The sequence below is a fragment of the Gilliamella bombicola genome, from assembly GCF_900094945.1.
Classification (GTDB): Bacteria; Pseudomonadota; Gammaproteobacteria; order Enterobacterales; family Orbaceae; genus Gilliamella; species Gilliamella bombicola.
On the sequence record NZ_FMAQ01000003.1, the window covers coordinates 44,080 to 62,845 of the forward strand.

The window sequence follows — 18,766 nt, forward strand, 5'->3', positions numbered from 1 at the left end:
GTCACCAATCTAGGTTGGTGACTACAAATAAATATTAAACGTATTTATTTAAATGACTTAATTTGGCTATGCATTATTCACAGTTAAATTAATGCAATTGTAATGATTTCCCCAAACCCTACGTTTTAATTTAAGAGCCTATTATTATGTCACTATCTAATAAAGCCGAAAACTCAACAAATTTATCTGAATCGATTAAAGATATAGCAAAACAATTGATTTCACTACGGAACCTAATTAGGCATCATGAATACTGCTATTATGTACTCGATACGCCAGAAATTCCCGATGCTGAATATGATAAATTAATAAAACAACTTCAAACATTAGAGCAACAATACCCAGATCTTATTACACCTGACTCCCCCACCCAGCGAGTTGGTGGAGTCCCATTAGCACAATTTGCATCAATCAAACATAAAATACCTATGTTATCACTTGATAATGTTTTTGATGAAGCTAGTTTTATTGCATTTAACAAACGAATTAAAGATCGTCTTCATTTAAGTGATACTGAGAAAGTTGAATATTGTTGTGAGCTCAAACTTGATGGACTTGCTGTTAGCCTACTTTACGAAAATGGACACTTTATACAGGCTGCAACCCGAGGTGATGGAACAACAGGAGAAGATATAACAGCAAATGTAAGAACCATCAAAACAATTCCGCTCACTCTAAGGGGAGACAACATTCCAACTCGGCTAGAAGTCCGCGGTGAAGTATTTATAACGCATAAAGGCTTCGAAAAACTTAATGCCGACGCCCAAAAGCATAACGAAAAAATCTTTGCCAACCCACGTAATGCAGCGGCTGGATCATTAAGACAGTTAGATCCAAAAATTACAGCTAAACGACCATTAACATTCTTTTGCTATGGTGTTGGTATTGTCGAAGGCGCTACATTGGCTAATACCCATTACGACCGTTTAATGCAATTCAAAGCTTGGGGCTTACCTGTTAGCGATAAAGTGCAAAAACAGCTAGGTGCACAAGCTGCTTTAGCCTACTTTAATAAAATTGGCGAACAACGCATGTCGCTAGGTTTTGATATTGATGGCGTGGTCATCAAAGTTAATAGCATTGAACAACAAAACGAACTTGGTTTTGTTGCTCGTGCACCAAGATGGGCTACTGCATTTAAGTTCCCTGCTCAAGAACAAATTACACAATTAAACAAAGTAGACTTTCAAGTCGGACGAACAGGTGCAATTACACCAGTTGCAAGACTTGAACCAGTTTCAGTCGCTGGTGTTATTGTGAGTAACGCAACACTACATAATATTGATGAAATCGCTCGTTTAGGTGTTCGCGAAGGCGACTATGTAACAATACGCCGAGCTGGTGATGTAATTCCTAAAATTGTAGCCGTTATATTAGATAAGAGACCTAAAGACACAAAAGAGATTATATTCCCAACTTACTGCCCTATTTGTGGATCACTAATAGTTAGAGACGAAGGCCAAGCCATATCACGTTGTGCCGGAGGTCTAATTTGCCCAGCGCAACGTAAAGAAGCTTTAAAACATTTTGTGTCACGAAAAGCAATGAATGTAGAAGGAATGGGTGACAAGGTCATTGAGCAACTCGTTGATAAAGACTATGTCAAAACGCCTGCTGATTTGTATAAACTAAATCTACCAATGCTATGTAGTTTAGATAAAATCGGTGAAAAATCTGCCAATAATTTATTAAATGCATTAGAGCAATCTAAAAATACCACATTAAGCCGATTTATATTTGCACTCGGTATACCAAATGTAGGCGAAGTGACTGCCGAAAACCTAGTTAACCAACTTGGCAATTTATCGGCAATTGAAAACACATCACTTGAACAGCTACAAATGGTAAACGATATTGGCGTTGTCATTGCAGAAAGCATTATAGACTTTTTTCAAGAACCGCATAATCGCAATGTCATTGAACAATTAACCAGTAATGAAATTGGTATTCACTGGCAAGATGTTAATCCGCAAATGCAACCACTTAATACTGACTCGCCGTTTTTTGGTAAAACTATAGTATTAACTGGAACATTATCAGTTTTAACTCGAGACGAAGCCAAAAAGAAATTAAAACAATTTGGTGCCAAAGTAACGGGCAGTGTATCGAAAAATACCGATCTAGTCATTGCTGGAGAGGCCGCCGGTTCGAAACTAAATAAAGCCCAAGAACTGGGCATCAAAGTTATTGATGAACAAGAAATGCTAAATTTACTTGCTCAGTAAAAATAAACCCCACTGGTACTCGTTAATCGATTGATTAAAAAAAGTATCAAAAAACAAGGAGGAAGTTATGCCTTTACTAGATAGTTTTAAAGTTGATCACACCAAGATGAAAGCCCCTTTTGTACGAATTGCAAAAACAATGGCAACCCCAAAAGGTGATAATATTACTGTATTTGATCTACGATTTACTATTCCAAACAAAGATAATCTACCTGAAAAAGGGATTCATACATTAGAACATTTATTTGCAGGCTTTATGCGCGACCATCTTAACAGTGATAAAGTTGAAATAATAGATATTTCACCGATGGGATGTCGTACAGGCTTTTATATGAGCTTAATTGGCAAGCCAGACGAAACATTAATAGTTGATGCATGGTTAAAATCAATGCATGATGTATTAAATGTTAAATCGCAAAATCAGATCCCAGAATTAAATGAATATCAATGTGGCACTTATAAAATGCATTCATTAGATGAAGCCAAAACCATCGCCGAAAAAATTATAAAATGTGGTATTTGCATATGCCATAACGATGAAATCGCGTTAACGGATGAACAGCTTGCTAAACTTAATCACTAGGAGATATCTATGCCAAACGTTGTCATCGATTTTTTAGAAGGTCGCACTATAGAACAAAAAAGAGAAATGGCAAAACGTGTAACAAATGCCATTGTCGAAACGCTTAACTGCAAACCCGAAGCAGTTCAAATCATCATGCATGAAATATCAAAAGATCAGATTGCTAATGGTGGCGTGCTACGCTGTGATAAGGACTGATTTTAACATGACCCAATTAATGGCAAAATAAGTTAAAAACATTTTTTAGATATTAAGACGCTTAAAAATCTCAAAATATAAAATATATTTTGAGATTTTAGGTTATTATTTACTTAAATTATCAATGATTGCAATGACTGTGATGCAAATGAAGTAAATGCCCCATTTTATTGGCTTTGGTTTCTAAGTAGTGTTCATTATCTGGATTTTCGCCAACTTCCAATGGTTCTCGTTGCGTAATTTTAATGCCAGACTGCTCAAGCACTCTTATTTTTTCTGGGTTATTGGTTAATAAACGAATTTGTGATACTCCTAGTAAAGTCAGTATGTCTGCACATAAAGTAAAATCGCGCTCATCCGCCGCAAAACCTAATTGTTCATTAGCTTCAACCGTATCTAAACCTTGATCTTGCAATGCATAAGCTCTAATTTTATTCAATAAACCAATATTACGCCCTTCTTGACGATGATAAATTAAAATTCCCTTACCTTCTTTTGCTATTTGTTTTAAGGCCGCTTCTAACTGAAAGCCACAATCACAGCGTAAACTAAAAAGCGCATCACCGGTTAAACATTCAGAATGAATTCTTGTAAGAATGGGTATATCGCCAGAAATATCGCCAAAAATCAATGCTACATGATCCTTTTTTGTTGCAATTTCTTCAAATCCTACAATAGTGAAACATCCCCATGGGGTTGGTAGTTTCGCTTGTGCAACACGTTTTAATTGCATTATTGTCTCCGTTTTAAATAAAACATAGCTAAGATTTTATAAAAATAAATCTATCTTATATGCTAAAATATTAAGCAATTTGTACTTAATTGAGTTTATAAATGGGGTTAGTAATAAAAAAAACAATAGCCATATTGGCTATTTTCTTAGTTGTGCCTTTAGTTATTATAGCTATAAATTGGCATTGGCAACCAGCATCATTAAATGATACATCTAAATATTTATTCGTAGTAACTGAAACAGCAAGTTTTCCTTGGGCAATAATTACATCAACAATTTTATTCTTAGTATTTTGTCTATTATTACCCAGTAAAACGAAAAAAAGAATTATATTATTATGGTTACTTCTTGTTAGCGCAATATTAAGTGGGCAGACAATTAAAAGTTTTTTAAAATCGCAGACTGCCGAATCAAGACCTTATGTACTTTGGATGGCAAAAGAATTTAATATTAGTAACCAACAATTTTATTCGAAATCAGAATCAGAAAGAAAGGAACTTATTGAGCAGTTATTTAAAAATTCATCCACAATTCCAAGTTGGTTATCTAACCACTGGCAAAATGAAACTGGATTTGCTTTTCCTTCTGGACATACTTTATTTGCTGTGACTTGGGCATTTTTGGCTTTAACATTACTTAAATTTAAACAGCATTATGTGATAGTATCAATTACCATTATTTGGTCGATATTAATTGAAATTAGCCGGCTATACCTAGGAATGCACAGCCCGATTGATCTAATAACAAGCATATTAATTGCTTGGATAATTTCATTAATCAGCTATTTTTATGCTAGAAAATGGCATATAGTAGACAAATAATTTTTGAATATCATTGATAACTGCTTAACTAAAAAGAAAGGTCAACATTATGAAATTTGTTATATCAATTTTATTGATAATTATCATCTTTGCTATCTCGATAGCAATAGGTTCAGCTAATGATCAAATAGTAACTTTTAATTATTTAATAGCTAAAACTGAAATCCGCTTATCGGTATTGTTAGCCATTTTATTTGGTTCCGGTTTTATTGTTGGTTGGGTATTAACAGGCGTATTCTTTTTAAAATCTAAATTCCAACATTCATCAACAAAACGTAAACTAAATAAATTACAAAAAAAATATGATGAAGGCGTAACTAATCATCAACAAACAAACTTAACTAAAACCAATTAAGAATTAGATTACTATGTTTGAACTGTTATTTCTGCTACTTCCCATTGCCGCCGCATACGGCTGGTATATGGGCGACAGAAATGCAAAACAAAAACATCTAAACGAATCTAACCGACTATCTCGTGAATATGTAGATGGTTTAAATTTTCTATTGTCTAACCAAAAAGACAAAGCTGTCGATCTTTTCTTAGACCTGTTAAAAGAAGATGATGGCACACTTGAAGCACATTTAACATTAGGAAACCTATTTCGCTCTCGGGGGGAACTTGATAGAGCGATACACATTCACCAAGCACTTTTAGAAAGCTCGTCTTTAACATTTGAACAACGATTATTAGCTATTCAACAACTGGGGCGTGATTATATGGTTGCAGGTCTTTACGATCGTGCCGAAGAGATGTTTTTGCAACTCATTGATGAAGAAGACTTTCAACAACAAGCATTACAGCAACTTATCATCATATACCAATCAACCAGTGAATGGATAAATGCCATCAATATGGCAACTAGACTAGTCAAACTTGGCAATGAAAAATACAAAACCGATATCGCACAATTTTATTGTGAACTAGCATCACAAGCTATTGCTAATGATGATCTTGATAAGGCAAATAGCTTATTACAAAAATCAGCAATGGCTGATGCTAAATGTGCTCGCACTTCGCTCATGTTGGGTCGAGTTCTTATGGTACAAGATAAAACAGAGCAAGCTATCCAATCTTTTCAACAAATATTGCAACAAGACAAAGCTTTTGTTGGCGAAGCACTACCTTTATTAAAAGAGTGTTATTTAAAACTAAATAACCAACATTCATTTCAGCAATTTTTACAATTATGTGTCGATCAAGATACCGGTAATGTTGCCGAGTTGATGCTTGCTGATCTTATTGAAAAACAAAAAGGTTTAGATTCTGCACAATACTTCATGTATCGTGAATTACTTAAACATCCTAACTTAAAAGGATTTTATCGACTAATGAACTATCATGTTGCTGATGCAGAACAAGGTAAAGCCAAAGAAAGCCTTTTACTTTTAAGAAACATGGTTGGCGAACAGATAAAAACTGTGCCCAATTACCGATGTCAAAAATGTGGATTCACAGTTAACTCAATCTACTGGTTATGCCCTGCTTGCCGTTCGTGGTCGACAATAAAACCTGTTCGTGATTTTGAACAACATTCAGATAAATAAAAAAGAGATTTTTATGTTTTTAATTGACTCTCACTGTCATTTAGATAGTTTAGACCTTAGTACTAAATCTATCAAAGATGTATTACAAGAAGCTACCAACAACGACGTTAAACATTGCCTAAGCGTGGCAACAACACTGTCGGGCTATGAATCTATGAAACATAAGCTTACACCTTATCAAAACCAATGCTCTTTTTCGTGTGGAATTCACCCACTTAATCTTGATGACGAAATATACGATGCCGAGCGTTTTCAAAAGTTAGCCCAAGAAGATAACGTCGTAGCACTAGGTGAAACAGGTCTTGACTATTATTACCAACAAGACAATTTAGAGCAACAACAAGAGAATTTTAAAGAGCATATTCGATTAGGTCGAAAACTAAGTAAGCCCGTCATTGTCCATACACGTAATGCCAAAGAAGATACCTTAACAATCTTAAAAAATGAGCATGTTCATTCTGGCGTGTTGCACTGCTTCACAGAAGATATCGAAACAGCAAAACAACTATTAGATATCGGTTTTTATATCTCATTTTCAGGGATTATCACCTTTAAAAATGCCGAAGCTCTACGCGAAGTTGCCAAATATGTACCGCTTGATCGTATCTTGATCGAAACCGACTCACCTTATCTTGCCCCCGTTCCATACCGAGGCAAAGAAAACCAACCCGCTTATGTTCGTGAAGTTGCGCAATATTTATCTGCTTTAAAAGGTGTCTCTTTAGAAGAGATAGCGCAAAAGACCACATCTAACTTTTGTCAATTATTCAATCTTCAAGGAAAATTAAATGAATTATAAATTAGCCATTGATTGGGATGATTTTTTAACAAACTATTGGCAAAAAAAACCGGTAATCCTACGCAAAGCATTTGCGCATTTTATTGATCCTATTACACCAGACGAACTCGCTGGCCTAGCGATGGAAGAAGAAATCGATAGCCGTATTGTTTCTAATAAAGATGGGGTTTGGGATGCTAGATTTGGACCATTTACTCAATATGATAACTTAGGCGAAGATCATTGGAGTTTGCTAGTACAAGCTGTTGATCACTGGCACGAGCAAGCAGCCACCCTACTTGAGCCTTTTAAATGCATGCCACAATGGCAATTTGATGATCTAATGATTTCTTACGCAACACAAGGTGCTGGCGTTGGACCCCATATCGATAATTATGATGTATTTATTATTCAAGGAATGGGTAGCAGGCGTTGGCAAGTTGGCGATCGCAACCAACATTATAAACAATTTAATGCACATAAAGCATTATTACATGTTGAACAATATCAACCCATCATTGATGAAGAAATCACCGCTGGCGACATCTTATACATTCCACTAGGTTGTCCGCATAATGGCACATCCATTGGTGAATCACTAAGTTATTCTGTTGGTTTTATGACACGAACCTCACAAGAGCTATTAAGTAGCTTTGCCGATTATGTCATTGATAATCTGCCAAATGGTATTTATTATCAAGATCCAGATTTAAAACGACCTAAAGATCCATACCAAGTTCAGCCTTATGAACTAACAAAACTACAAGATCAAATCATCGATTTAATCAAAAAACCAGAGTTATTTAACGATTGGTTCGGTAAACACATTACACTACCAATGCACGATTTAAATATTGTACCAGTTGAACCACCATACGATTATAACGAATTTGAATCGCTACTAAAAAATGGAGCAGAACTAAACCGAGTACCAAGTATTCGAATCCTTAAGGTGGGCGATTGTGGCTACATCCATGGCGAACAAATTAATCTACCAATGCCCGTCATTGATCTTCTTTGTAAAACTGAAACACTCTATTACGAGCAGTTACAAGATAAAGACACACTTCAAGTCATGCTTGATCTTGTTAATAAAGGCTATTGGTACTTTGCCGAAGAATAACATCACATCTCTGCCGATAATAAAATCGGCAGATAAAACGACTATTTAGTGCTTTAAGCTTGGCTTTTTTTAACTTTTAAGGATATACTTGCCCCGCTTTAATTTACCCGCCGTTTAATCGAAAATTAAACATCATAAAATGGAAATTTTAAGTAACTATCTAATTTTAAAAACTAGAGGTATACATGAAAACCGAAGCAAACGCAGTCCTGCAAGCAGAAAGTGAAAGCAAATGCACAACTCCATATCAAAAAAGAACCCTATTTGCATCTACTGTTGGTTACGCACTAGATGGCATGGATATGATGATTTTAGGTGTTTGTTTTAGTCTAATTTCAGTCAGCTTCAACTTAACAAAAACAGATTTAGGCACTTTAACCTCAGTAACTTTACTTGGCGCCGTATTAGGTGGCATTTTATTTGGTGTACTTGCCGATAAATATGGTCGAGTAAGGGTCTTTTCATGGACTATTTTGATATTCTCTCTTTTTACTGGATTATGTGCAATTTCACCTAATTACGAGTGCTTTTTAATATTTCGCTTTTTAAGTGGACTTGGCCTAGGTGGTGAATTTGGGATTGGCATGACTTTAGTTTCTGAAAGTTGGCCTAAAAATAAACGCTCAAGAGCAACATCTATCGTTGCATTAGGCTTTCAAGTCGGTATCATTTTAGCCGCATTAACCGTCAATTTTATTGGTGAAATTCATGGTTGGCGCTGGGCTTTTGCCATGGGTGTGCTACCTGCGCTATTTGTCGCTTGGACACGTAAAGGTCTAAAAGAACCAGAAATCTGGCAAAATCTAAAAGACCAAAACAAAAACAAAATAGCCGTTGGCAAATTATTTAAAAACCCAAGAACCATAGCAACCACAATAGGATTAACCATCGCTTGTGCAGTACAAAACTTCGGTTTTTATGGACTTATGGTTTGGATGCCAAATATGATTGCAACTGAGCTCAAATTGCCATTTAAAAATACTATGTTTTGGACTATTTCAACCACTATAGGTATGTCATTAGGAATTCTAATTTTTGGTTGGTTATGTGATAAGTTTGGTCGTCGCCCTTCTTATATCTTCTTTTTATTCATATCCGCCGTTTCAATTTGGTTCTATTTTCATCAAACCGACATGTTTATATTAATTATCTTTGGATCAGTAATTGGCTTCTTTGTCAATGGCATGATGGGTGGATATGGCGCGCTACTTGCTGAACATTACCCAACAGATGCCCGTTCAAGTGCTGAAAATATTATTTTCAATGTCGGTCGAGGCATTGCCGGTGTATCACAAGTACTAATTGCTTATTTAGCCACCGTTTACTCAATTAGCTACGCATTAGCTTTACTGTCTGCCGCTTATTTATTATCGGCTGCTGCATTTGTCTTTTTAATACCTGAAACAAAAGGCAAAGAACTCGAATAAAATGACACACAAACAGGGCAATTGCCCTGTTTTTTTTATGCGAGTCACTTTAATTACCTCAAACACTCTTAAATTGTTTAATTTGTTTTAATGACAAATTAAATACGCCATATTATATTGTCGATATTCAAATCATTTTAAACAAAAGCATTATTGGTCAAGATATAGTGACGAACTAATAAAACTAACTATCAACAAAAATTAAGGTGTGTATTTATGTTGTGGAAACTATCTAACCGAGCTATAGCATTAAAAAGCTCCGCTATTCGTGAGATTTTAAAAATTACCGAACAACCTGATGTAATTTCATTTGCTGGAGGCCTACCTTCGCCAAATACCTTTCCGATCCAAGAAATAAAAAATGCCTTTAACCACATTATTACTGCGGATGAAATGAGTGGCTCTTTGCAATATGGTCCAACCGAAGGTTATGCCCCCTTACGCATCTGGTTAGCTGAATATTTATCTCGTCGCGATCACACCAACATTAAACCCAATCAAGTTTTAATTGTAACAGGTTCTCAACAAGCTTTAGATCTTATTGGTAAAGCATTGATAGACAAAGGAAGTAAAGTCCTAGTTGAAACCCCAACCTATTTAGGTGGATTACAATCTTTTACTCAATATGAACCCGAGTATATTTCTCTAGAAAGCGATGAAAAAGGCATTATTCCAGAAAAACTTAACGACAAAACTGCGTCCGATGCCAATTTTATGTATATTATCCCTAACTTTCAAAACCCTACAGGACGTCGTTTATCATTAGAGCGACGACAACAATTAGCAGAAAAGGCAATTCGTAACAACCTCACATTGGTCGAAGATGATCCTTATGGGGAGTTAGATTATCAAGGTCACCGCTTACCAAGCTTATATAAACTAGCACCAGAAAACACCATCTATTTGGGATCTTTCTCAAAAATTTTAGCGCCTGGACTACGCCTTGGATATATCGTAGCCAATGAAAAATTAATCAACAAATTAGTACAACTAAAACAAGCAGCAGATCTACATACACCAAGCCTAACTCAACGTATTGCTTACCATGTGATAAAAGATGGTTTTCTTGATAACCATATCCCTACTATCCGTAAATTATATGGTCACCGTTGCCAAGCAATGCTAAAGGCATTACAAAAATACATGCCTACCACAGTTACTTGGAACAAACCTGAAGGTGGCATGTTTATTTGGATTGAATTACCCAAAAATATTAATGCAACTGAACTACTCAGCGAAGCCATTCAACATAAAGTCGCTTTTGTACCCGGTGAAACTTTTTTTGCCAATGCTATTCGAACTAATTGTATGCGACTTGCTTTTGTCACAGTACCAGAGGAAAAAATAGAACAAGGCATCAAAATCCTAGCAAATTTAATAACCAACTGGTCAGACATACTAGAAGAAAGCCCAACCATAATGTAACTCATGCCAATAAAAAAAGGCTCAAATAGAGCCCTTTTACTACCAAATAAATTAAACATTCTTGTCATTAATCAACCATTATTGGTTAGCACCACAATCACTTGGTTTTACATCTAACGTCAAGACTTTTTCGCTATTAATATAGTAACTATGACTAGCGCCTTCAGGGAATACTAACCGTTGTGTATTCATATTGGCATTATTACTACAATAAAGCCCAAGCAAATTAGTGCGTACACTTTTTTGATTGCTTTCGGTTTGTAACGCATCTTTAGTTATATCTTTTACTGTATATTTATAATCAATAACATTATTACCTTTTGACACATCAACTAAAGTCGTGTTTTGATCGACAACTACAGGTAGTTTTGTTTTAATTGCTTTAACCACCAAATCTTGAGCTACACTATAATTGCCATCTTTTAGCTTATTCATAATTTCTTCGCTTTCCGATTTTGTTTGCTCATACAAATCTTTGGCTTTATCACTAACGGCAGCGCTTGTTTGCTTAGCTTGATCGCTAAGATCCGAAGCCATTTGTTTGGCTTTTTCGCTAACATCTGATCCCTTTTGATTGGCCTTATCGCTAATTTCTGAACCTGTTTGTTGCGCTTTTTGTTTCATATCATTAGCTGTTGATTTTGAATTATCACAATTAACTAAAAAAAGTCCCAATACAGCTAAAGAGATCACTTTAAAAAGTTTCATTTTATTATCCTTTTTGTTTTCTATTTTATATGTGACTACAATGAATCAAGTTATCATAGTCCGTTTATTTAAAATAAATTAATCAAATCTAGCACTGTCAGCAAAATGACTTAGACAAGCCATTTTGCGCTAACAGATATTAATTAGTTAATATGCATACCACCTGTAACACCATAGGTTTCGCCAGTTGTATAGCTTGATTCTTCTGACGCTAAGTGCACATAAACACCAGCAAGCTCAACCGGTTGTCCAGCTCTTTGTAGTGGAGTTTGTTTACCAAATTCAGGGATAACATCACTTGGCTGACCTCCACAGATTTGTAGTGGTGTCCAAACTGGACCTGGTGCCACACTATTTACACGAATGCCCTTTGGCGCTAATTGCTTAGCTAAGCCACGAGTAAACGCGATAATAGCTGTTTTAGTTGCAGCATAATCTAATAAATTACCACTAGGTTGATAAGCCTGAACAGAGGATGTTGTAATGATGGTTGAACCCGGTTTTAAATACCCTAAAGCCGCTTTAGTGACCCAGAAAAGTGAAAACACATTCACTTCAAAAGTTTTTTTAATTTGCTCGGTGGTAAGCTCCATAATATCTTCAACTGCAGTTTGCTTACCTGCAACCAATGTCAAATTATCTAATCCGCCTAATTTATGGTGTGCTTCATCAACTAATTTTTTACAAAAAGCCTCATCACTTAAATCACCGGGAATTAAAACGGCTTTACGCCCCGCGGCTTCAATAATTTTAGCAACCTCTTCAGCATCTTTTTGCTCAAAAGGAAGATAATTGATTGCCACATCGGCACCTTCTTTAGCATAAGCAATCGCCGCTGCACGCCCAATCCCAGAATCACCGCCAGTAACTAGCATTTTACGCCCTTCTAAGCGGCCGTGACCTTGATAACTCTTTTCACCACAATCAGGAATTGGATTCATTTCACACTGTAAAGCAGGTGCAACTTGTTTTTGTTTTGGAAACTTGTCATGATGATATTTTGTAAGTGGGTTATAGATTTGTTTACGCATAATTTGCTCCTAATTTAATCTATATTTTCATGCTACTTCCATATGATTTAAATAAAATCGATTAATACTCACAAATTCCTATGTGTACTTATATCAATATTAAAAATAATTAATAAATTTAATAAATTATATGACTTAAGGTTGGGACTCTTGTTTTTAGAACTGAACTCAGTTACTTAGTAACATCCTCCAAATTTTTAAATAAATTAAAAATCAAGACTAAAATTCATTAAGGGAGACTTTGATTGGGCTTGGTGAGATCAGTGAAATTAGTCGTATCAAAGCCATGTATATTACATAATTTTTTACCTGATTTAGTGTAGCAAATTAAAATTAACTAAGCTAGTGATCGTAAATGTCAAAAATGGCTAATTACTATTGCAATCTGTTGATTTTAATTCAATTATTATAATTTCTTGATTATTAATATCGTAGTGATAGTTAACACCATCAGGAAAATCTTTTTTTAGCTCTTTCATTTCATCACTATTATTGCAATACGCTTTGAGTAGTTTTTTACGAATAGTATCAATAGTACTTGGCAATAATAGCGCTTGTTCAGGTGTGTTTTTAACACTATAGGTATAATTAATCGTATCATGATCTCTTGATATATCCACTAATGTAGTAAGCTCATCAATATCAATTGGTAACGTTTTTTTTATTGGTTCAATCACTGAATTCTGAGCATCATTAAGATCGCTATTTTGCGAGTCCGTAGTAGACACATTTTGCGAAGGATTCTTAACATTATCGCAACTTACTAAAAATAGATTAAAAAAAACAAAAACACTTAGTTGCAATATTTTCATACTGATATCTCTTTTTAACGTTTTAGATATTTAATATTTCTGAATATTACTTATGCTTACTATTTATATACTAAATCAGTAAAAACACCAAAACAACCCTCAAAACTTGAACTTTTATACTAAAACAAATGTTTTCTTTAAATTTTTCTATATGTTATTTATACCGTATAATAAAAACGACAAAAAACTGTTGCACTTTTTTTTAAAACGAGTATTTTGTTAACAATAATTTTTAAAAATAACAGAAAATTTAACCATATAATAACATTATGAAGTTTTCACTCAAAATCGTCCTCATCAACATTATTGTCAGCGTGGTCATTATTCCAACGCGGGGGCGTTTTTGAATTAAAAATATGTTCATACATAACTCAAAAACCCCCGCTCCCAAAAAGCGGGGGTTTTTTTATGAACAATTAATGGGCAAAAAGGAACAAGTGAGGTATCAATGTTAGGAACACAGTGGATAGTAAAAACCTTAAAGGAAAAAGGCATTACCACCGTTTTTGGATATCCCGGCGGACAAATTATGCCTCTATACGATGCGCTTTATGATAGCGGCATCGAGCATGTACTATGCCGACATGAACAAGGTGCGGCTATGGCGGCAATTGGCTATGCCCGCTCAACCGGAAAAACCGGCGTTTGTATTGCAACATCTGGCCCTGGTGCAACTAACATCATTACAGGTCTTGCCGATGCCTTAATTGATTCAGTACCAATTGTTGCTATAACAGGCCAAGTACCCACTAAACTTATTGGCACTGACGCCTTTCAAGAAGTGGACGTATTAGGATTATCACTAGCCTGCACCAAACACAGCTACTTAATTGACGATGCCAAAGACTTACCCAACACCTTAGAGCAGGCATTTAACTTAGCCAGTGCTGGCAGGCCGGGACCAATATTGATTGATGTACCCAAAGATATACAGCTTGCGAATTTAGACTACCAACATTATTTATCGCCATCCTTATCAAAAATAACTCAAGATAACACCCAATTATATCCAATCCTGCCTGATGATATAAACCAAGCCAAACAAATGATCACCCAAGCCCAAAAACCAATACTTTACATTGGTGGTGGTGTTGGGCTTTCTGGTGCAATAGCTGAACTGAGAGACTTCATGGCATTAACACACATCCCAAGTGTATCAACACTAAAAGGGCTTGGTGTGGCTGACCTTAATAACCCCTACTATTTAGGATTAATTGGTATGCATGGTGCCAAAGCGGCTAATTTAGCGGTACAAGAATGCGATTTATTAATCGCCCTAGGGGTACGCTTTGATGACAGAGTAACAGGCAACCTTAACGAATTTGCACGACATGCAAAAGTATTACACATTGATATCGACCAAGCCGAAATCAACAAATTACGCCAAACCCATTTAGGATTGCAAGGAGACATAAAGCAAGTCTTACCGCTTCTAAACCAAACCGTATCAATAAAAGCATGGCACCAAAGAATTAATGAATTAAAAGCATTGCATCCAACCCGTTACGATCACCCGGGCGAGGCTATCTATGCGCCAGCATTATTAAAAAAACTATCGGAACGTAAATCGACCGACACCATTATCACAACTGATGTTGGACAGCACCAAATGTGGACAGCCCAGCATATGCGCTTTACTCACCCACAAAACTTCATTACATCGAGTGGGCTTGGTACTATGGGATTTGGTTTACCTGCCGCTGTTGGTGCGCAAATGGCAAGACCAAATGACTGCGTTATTTGCATATCGGGCGATGGTTCTTTTATGATGAACGTTCAAGAATTAACCACCATCAAACGCAAACAACTCCCAATAAAAATAGTATTAATTGATAACCAACGACTAGGCATGGTTCGCCAATGGCAAGAGCTATTTTTTAACGAAAGATACAGCGAAACAAATCTATCTGATAACCCTGATTTTTTAATGTTAGCCAAAGCGTTTGACATACCGGGGCAAAGCATCAGCAAAAAGTCACAAATTGACACGGCGCTTGATAACCTATTTAACTCAACGGGCCCTTACCTGTTACATGTCTGCATAGATGAATTAGAAAACGTATGGCCACTAGTACCGCCCGGCGCTGCCAATGAAAACATGTTAGATAAAAGTGGTAAGGAGTAAATAATGAATGAACAAACGCAATATCAATTGACTATAAAAGCGCATGATAATTTAGGAACGCTAGAACGAATATTACGCGTAATCCGTCATCGTGGTGGGAATATCAAATCAATGCAAATGCAAACAATCGAAAACAACACATTGATAATGACACTAAAATTAACCACCGAAAGAACGCTTTCGACATTACAAAATCAAGTCGCAAAATTAGAAGATGTCATTGCGATTGAATAATAAAAAATTAAAAACAACTTATTATTTAATAACAAGTTAAAAAATACTTAAAGCAAAATAGATGCTTATCAAATAAAAATTAAGAGGAAAACAAAATGGGTTCTACAGCAAAATCGGATTATATTTGGTTTAATGGCGAAATGGTTCCATGGGCAGATGCCAAAGTACACGTCATGTCACACGCCTTACATTATGGCACATCGGTATTTGAAGGTGTCCGTTGTTATGACACACACAAAGGGCCGGCTATTTTTCGCCACAAAGAACATGCTCAACGATTATTAAACTCAGCCAAGATTTATCGTTTTCCTGTACCTTATTCGCTTGAAGAGATCATGGAAGCGACTCGCCAAACTATCAAAAAAAATAATTTAAAAAGTGCTTATATCCGTCCATTAGTTTTTGTTGGTGATGTTGGCATGGGAGTAAATCCTCCTGCTGGTTATCAAACCGATGTCATGATTGCCGCATTCCCATGGGGTGCTTATCTAGGCGAAGAGGCCTTAGACCAAGGTATTGATGCAATGGTCTCATCATGGCACCGTGTTGCATCCAACACCATTCCTGCAGCGGCTAAAGCAGGTGGTAACTATTTATCATCATTATTAATTGGTTCTGAAGCACGAGCCAATGGTTTCCAAGAAGGTATTGCGTTAGATGTACATGGTCACCTATCTGAAGGTGCTGGCGAAAACCTATTTATCATTAAAGACGGTATCTTATACACGCCAGTTCTTTCATCTTCTGCGCTACCTGGCATCACACGTGATGCAGTATTAACGCTAGCGCGCGACATTGGCATTGAAGTACGCGAACAAACACTATCTCGTGAATCACTTTATTTAGCTGACGAAGTCTTTATGACAGGCACTGCGGCCGAAATCACGCCAGTACGTAGTGTTGACCGTATTCAAATTGGCATTGGTCGCTGTGGTCCAATCACCAAACAAATCCAACAAACATTCTTTGGCTTATTTAATGGCAAAACCGAAGATAAATATGGTTGGTTAGATCCAGTTAAATAAAAAAATCACTCCCACTAACTAGCTTAGTGGGGATTTGTTTTAAACATCAAATTAACTATACCGATTTATTTTCGAGACAAAACTAAATCGTTTACATAATAAAAACTTGGGAGCAAGAAATGCCTAAATATCGTTCAGCAACGTCAGTCGAAGGTCGAAATATGGCTGGAGCTCGTGCATTATGGCGTGCAACTGGCGTCAAAAATGAAGACTTTGGTAAACCCATCATTGCGGTGGTCAACTCATTTACCCAATTCGTACCTGGGCATGTCCATCTAAAAGACATTGGTCAACTTGTCGCCAAACAAATTGAAGCATCAGGTGGTATTGCCAAAGAATTTAACACCATCGCCGTTGATGACGGCATCGCCATGGGGCATGGTGGTATGCTGTACTCATTACCATCGCGTGAACTTATTGCTGATTCTGTTGAATATATGGTTAATGCGCATTGTGCTGACGCCATGATCTGCATCTCAAACTGCGACAAAATCACCCCCGGCATGTTAATGGCCTCGCTTCGTTTAAATATCCCAACCATATTTGTATCTGGTGGCCCAATGGAAGCAGGCAAAACCAAACTTTCCGATCAAATTATTAAATTAGATCTGGTCGATGCCATGATCCAAAGTGCTAACCCCAATGTTAGTGACGAAGATAGCAAAGCAATTGAAGAATCAGCTTGCCCAACTTGTGGATCTTGCTCAGGCATGTTTACCGCCAATTCCATGAACTGCTTAACGGAGGCATTAGGGCTTTCACTACCGGGCAATGGCTCATTAGTTGCTACCCACAAACAACGTGAACAACTCTTTTTACAAGCGGCAAAACGTATTGTTGAAATTACCAAACGCTATTACGAGCATGATGACGAATCTTACCTACCGCGCGCTATCGCAACCAAAGCCGCTTATGAAAACGCCATGTCATTAGATATCGCCATGGGGGGATCGACCAACACTGTTTTACATCTGCTAGCAACAGCCCAAGAAGGCGAAATCGACTTCACCATGTCAGATATCGACAGACTATCACGCAAAGTTCCACACCTATGCAAAGTGGCACCAAGTACAGCCCAATACCATATGGAAGATGTACACCGCGCAGGTGGGGTTGTCTCAATCATGTCTGAATTAGACAAAGCTGGCCTACTCAACCGTAACGTTCACAACGTACTAGGCTTATCGTTGCAAGAAACTTTTGCCCAATACGATATCACCCAAACCAGCAACGAAGCGGTCAAAAAAATGTATCGCAGTGGACCTGCTGGCATTCGCACAACCAAGGCGTTCTCGCAAGATTGCTATTGGGATTCACTTGACGATGACCGTGTAAATGGTTGTATTCGCGATAAAGCTCACGCCTATAGTCAAGACGGCGGGCTTGCAACGCTCTATGGCAATATTGCACAAGATGGCGCAATAGTTAAAACCGCAGGCGTTGCTGCTGAAAATTTAATTTTCCAAGGACCTGCCAAAGTATTTGAAAGCCAAGAAGATGCTGTTGATGCCATCTTAGGAGGCAAAGTGGTAGCTGGCGATGTAGTTGTCATTATTTACGAAGGTCCAAAAGGCGGCCCCGGTATGCAAGAAATGCTCTACCCAACAAGCTACCTAAAATCAATGGGGCTTGGCAAAGCCTGCGCACTGATTACCGATGGCAGATTTTCGGGTGGCTCTTCAGGCTTATCTATTGGCCATATCTCACCAGAAGCTGCAAATGGTGGTGTAATTGGTCTTGTACGTGATGGAGATATTATTGATATTGACATTCCAAATCGCAAATTATCATTAAAAGTCCCAGAAGACGAACTTGAACGCCGCCGAGTAGCCGAACTTGCCCGTGGCGACAAAGCTTTTACCCCTCATAATCGCGATCGCTATGTCTCTTATGCACTAAAAGCTTACGCAAGTTTAGCAACAAGTGCAGATAAAGGTGCCGTTCGTGATAAAAGCAAACTAGGTGGTTAAC

Annotated in this window: 18 protein-coding genes; 14 read left to right on the forward strand and 4 right to left on the reverse strand. The window is 36.9% G+C overall.

The features are described 5' to 3' along the window. Window positions 1-194 precede the first annotated feature (194 nt). The 3 genes from ligA (at window position 195) to GA0061081_RS04085 (ending at window position 3,006) form a co-directional block, all read left to right on the forward strand. Window positions 195-2,225 carry an NAD-dependent DNA ligase LigA gene (gene ligA / locus GA0061081_RS04075; protein ID WP_091347742.1) on the forward strand — a complete coding sequence of 677 codons (2,031 nt, stop codon included), beginning with the start codon at window positions 195-197 and terminating at the stop codon, window positions 2,223-2,225. 67 nt (window positions 2,226-2,292) lie between these two features. Further along, window positions 2,293-2,808, forward strand: coding sequence for an S-ribosylhomocysteine lyase (gene luxS, locus GA0061081_RS04080; protein ID WP_091347324.1), 516 nt, complete (start codon window positions 2,293-2,295; stop codon window positions 2,806-2,808). Between the two features lie 9 nt (window positions 2,809-2,817). Further along, on the forward strand, window positions 2,818-3,006 hold the full coding sequence (locus GA0061081_RS04085) for a 2-hydroxymuconate tautomerase (RefSeq protein ID WP_091347325.1): 189 nt from the start codon (window positions 2,818-2,820) through the stop codon (window positions 3,004-3,006). Window positions 3,007-3,127: 121 nt separating this feature from the next. Here GA0061081_RS04085 and ribA read toward each other — a convergent pair whose 3' ends face one another. Further along, window positions 3,128-3,739 carry a GTP cyclohydrolase II gene (gene ribA, locus GA0061081_RS04090; RefSeq protein WP_091347327.1) on the reverse strand — a complete coding sequence of 204 codons (612 nt, stop codon included), beginning with the start codon at window positions 3,737-3,739 and terminating at the stop codon, window positions 3,128-3,130. Between the two features lie 101 nt (window positions 3,740-3,840). On the opposite strand from ribA, the gene GA0061081_RS04095 reads away from it, so the two are divergent. The 7 genes from GA0061081_RS04095 to GA0061081_RS04125 all read left to right on the forward strand — a co-directional run bounded on the left by GA0061081_RS04095 (window position 3,841) and on the right by GA0061081_RS04125 (window position 10,860). After that, a complete protein-coding gene (locus tag GA0061081_RS04095) occupies window positions 3,841-4,560 on the forward strand; it encodes a phosphatase PAP2 family protein (RefSeq protein WP_091347329.1) in 720 nt (239 codons plus the stop codon). Window positions 4,561-4,609: 49 nt separating this feature from the next. Further along, window positions 4,610-4,915 (forward strand): LapA family protein, encoded by a 306-nt coding sequence (locus GA0061081_RS04100; RefSeq protein ID WP_180214315.1) that lies wholly within the window; start codon window positions 4,610-4,612, stop codon window positions 4,913-4,915. A gap of 13 nt (window positions 4,916-4,928) precedes the next feature. After that, on the forward strand, window positions 4,929-6,107 hold the full coding sequence (gene lapB / locus GA0061081_RS04105; RefSeq protein WP_091347332.1) for a lipopolysaccharide assembly protein LapB: 1,179 nt from the start codon (window positions 4,929-4,931) through the stop codon (window positions 6,105-6,107). A 13-nt stretch (window positions 6,108-6,120) separates the two neighbouring features. Further along, window positions 6,121-6,906 carry a YchF/TatD family DNA exonuclease gene (locus tag GA0061081_RS04110; RefSeq protein ID WP_091347335.1) on the forward strand — a complete coding sequence of 262 codons (786 nt, stop codon included), beginning with the start codon at window positions 6,121-6,123 and terminating at the stop codon, window positions 6,904-6,906. Beyond that, on the forward strand, window positions 6,896-8,008 hold the full coding sequence (locus GA0061081_RS04115; RefSeq protein WP_091347337.1) for a ribosomal protein uL16 3-hydroxylase: 1,113 nt from the start codon (window positions 6,896-6,898) through the stop codon (window positions 8,006-8,008). The genes GA0061081_RS04110 and GA0061081_RS04115 overlap by 11 nt, the downstream gene beginning before the upstream one ends. 185 nt (window positions 8,009-8,193) lie before the next feature. Continuing rightward, window positions 8,194-9,435: an MFS transporter gene (locus GA0061081_RS04120; RefSeq protein ID WP_091347339.1), complete on the forward strand. Its 1,242-nt coding sequence runs from the start codon at window positions 8,194-8,196 to the stop codon at window positions 9,433-9,435. Between the two features lie 216 nt (window positions 9,436-9,651). Beyond that, a complete protein-coding gene (locus tag GA0061081_RS04125; RefSeq protein WP_091347341.1) occupies window positions 9,652-10,860 on the forward strand; it encodes an aminotransferase-like domain-containing protein in 1,209 nt (402 codons plus the stop codon). Between the two features lie 78 nt (window positions 10,861-10,938). Here GA0061081_RS04125 and GA0061081_RS04130 read toward each other — a convergent pair whose 3' ends face one another. The 3 genes from GA0061081_RS04130 to GA0061081_RS04140 form a co-directional block, all read right to left on the reverse strand. Beyond that, complete coding sequence (locus tag GA0061081_RS04130; RefSeq protein WP_091347343.1) at window positions 10,939-11,568, reverse strand: YtxH domain-containing protein; 630 nt, start codon at window positions 11,566-11,568, stop codon at window positions 10,939-10,941. 143 nt (window positions 11,569-11,711) lie between these two features. Next, the gene (locus tag GA0061081_RS04135) at window positions 11,712-12,599 is read right to left on the reverse strand and encodes an SDR family oxidoreductase (RefSeq protein ID WP_091347345.1); all 888 of its coding nucleotides are present in this window, start codon (window positions 12,597-12,599) and stop codon (window positions 11,712-11,714) included. Window positions 12,600-12,967: 368 nt separating this feature from the next. Then, the gene (locus GA0061081_RS04140; protein ID WP_091347347.1) at window positions 12,968-13,411 is read right to left on the reverse strand and encodes a hypothetical protein; all 444 of its coding nucleotides are present in this window, start codon (window positions 13,409-13,411) and stop codon (window positions 12,968-12,970) included. Between the two features lie 448 nt (window positions 13,412-13,859). Here GA0061081_RS04140 and ilvG point away from each other — a divergent pair, with 448 nt between their 5' ends. The 4 genes from ilvG to ilvD all read left to right on the forward strand — a co-directional run bounded on the left by ilvG (window position 13,860) and on the right by ilvD (window position 18,765). After that, window positions 13,860-15,536: an acetolactate synthase 2 catalytic subunit gene (gene ilvG / locus GA0061081_RS04145; RefSeq protein WP_091347349.1), complete on the forward strand. Its 1,677-nt coding sequence runs from the start codon at window positions 13,860-13,862 to the stop codon at window positions 15,534-15,536. 3 nt (window positions 15,537-15,539) lie between these two features. Further along, entirely contained in the window at window positions 15,540-15,770 is a 231-nt protein-coding gene (gene ilvM, locus GA0061081_RS04150) for an acetolactate synthase 2 small subunit (protein ID WP_091347351.1), read from the forward strand. A gap of 95 nt (window positions 15,771-15,865) precedes the next feature. Next, window positions 15,866-16,795, forward strand: coding sequence for a branched-chain amino acid transaminase (locus tag GA0061081_RS04155; protein WP_091347353.1), 930 nt, complete (start codon window positions 15,866-15,868; stop codon window positions 16,793-16,795). Between the two features lie 119 nt (window positions 16,796-16,914). Next, a complete protein-coding gene (gene ilvD, locus GA0061081_RS04160) occupies window positions 16,915-18,765 on the forward strand; it encodes a dihydroxy-acid dehydratase (protein WP_091347354.1) in 1,851 nt (616 codons plus the stop codon). The last annotated feature ends 1 nt before the right edge of the window (window position 18,766 follow it).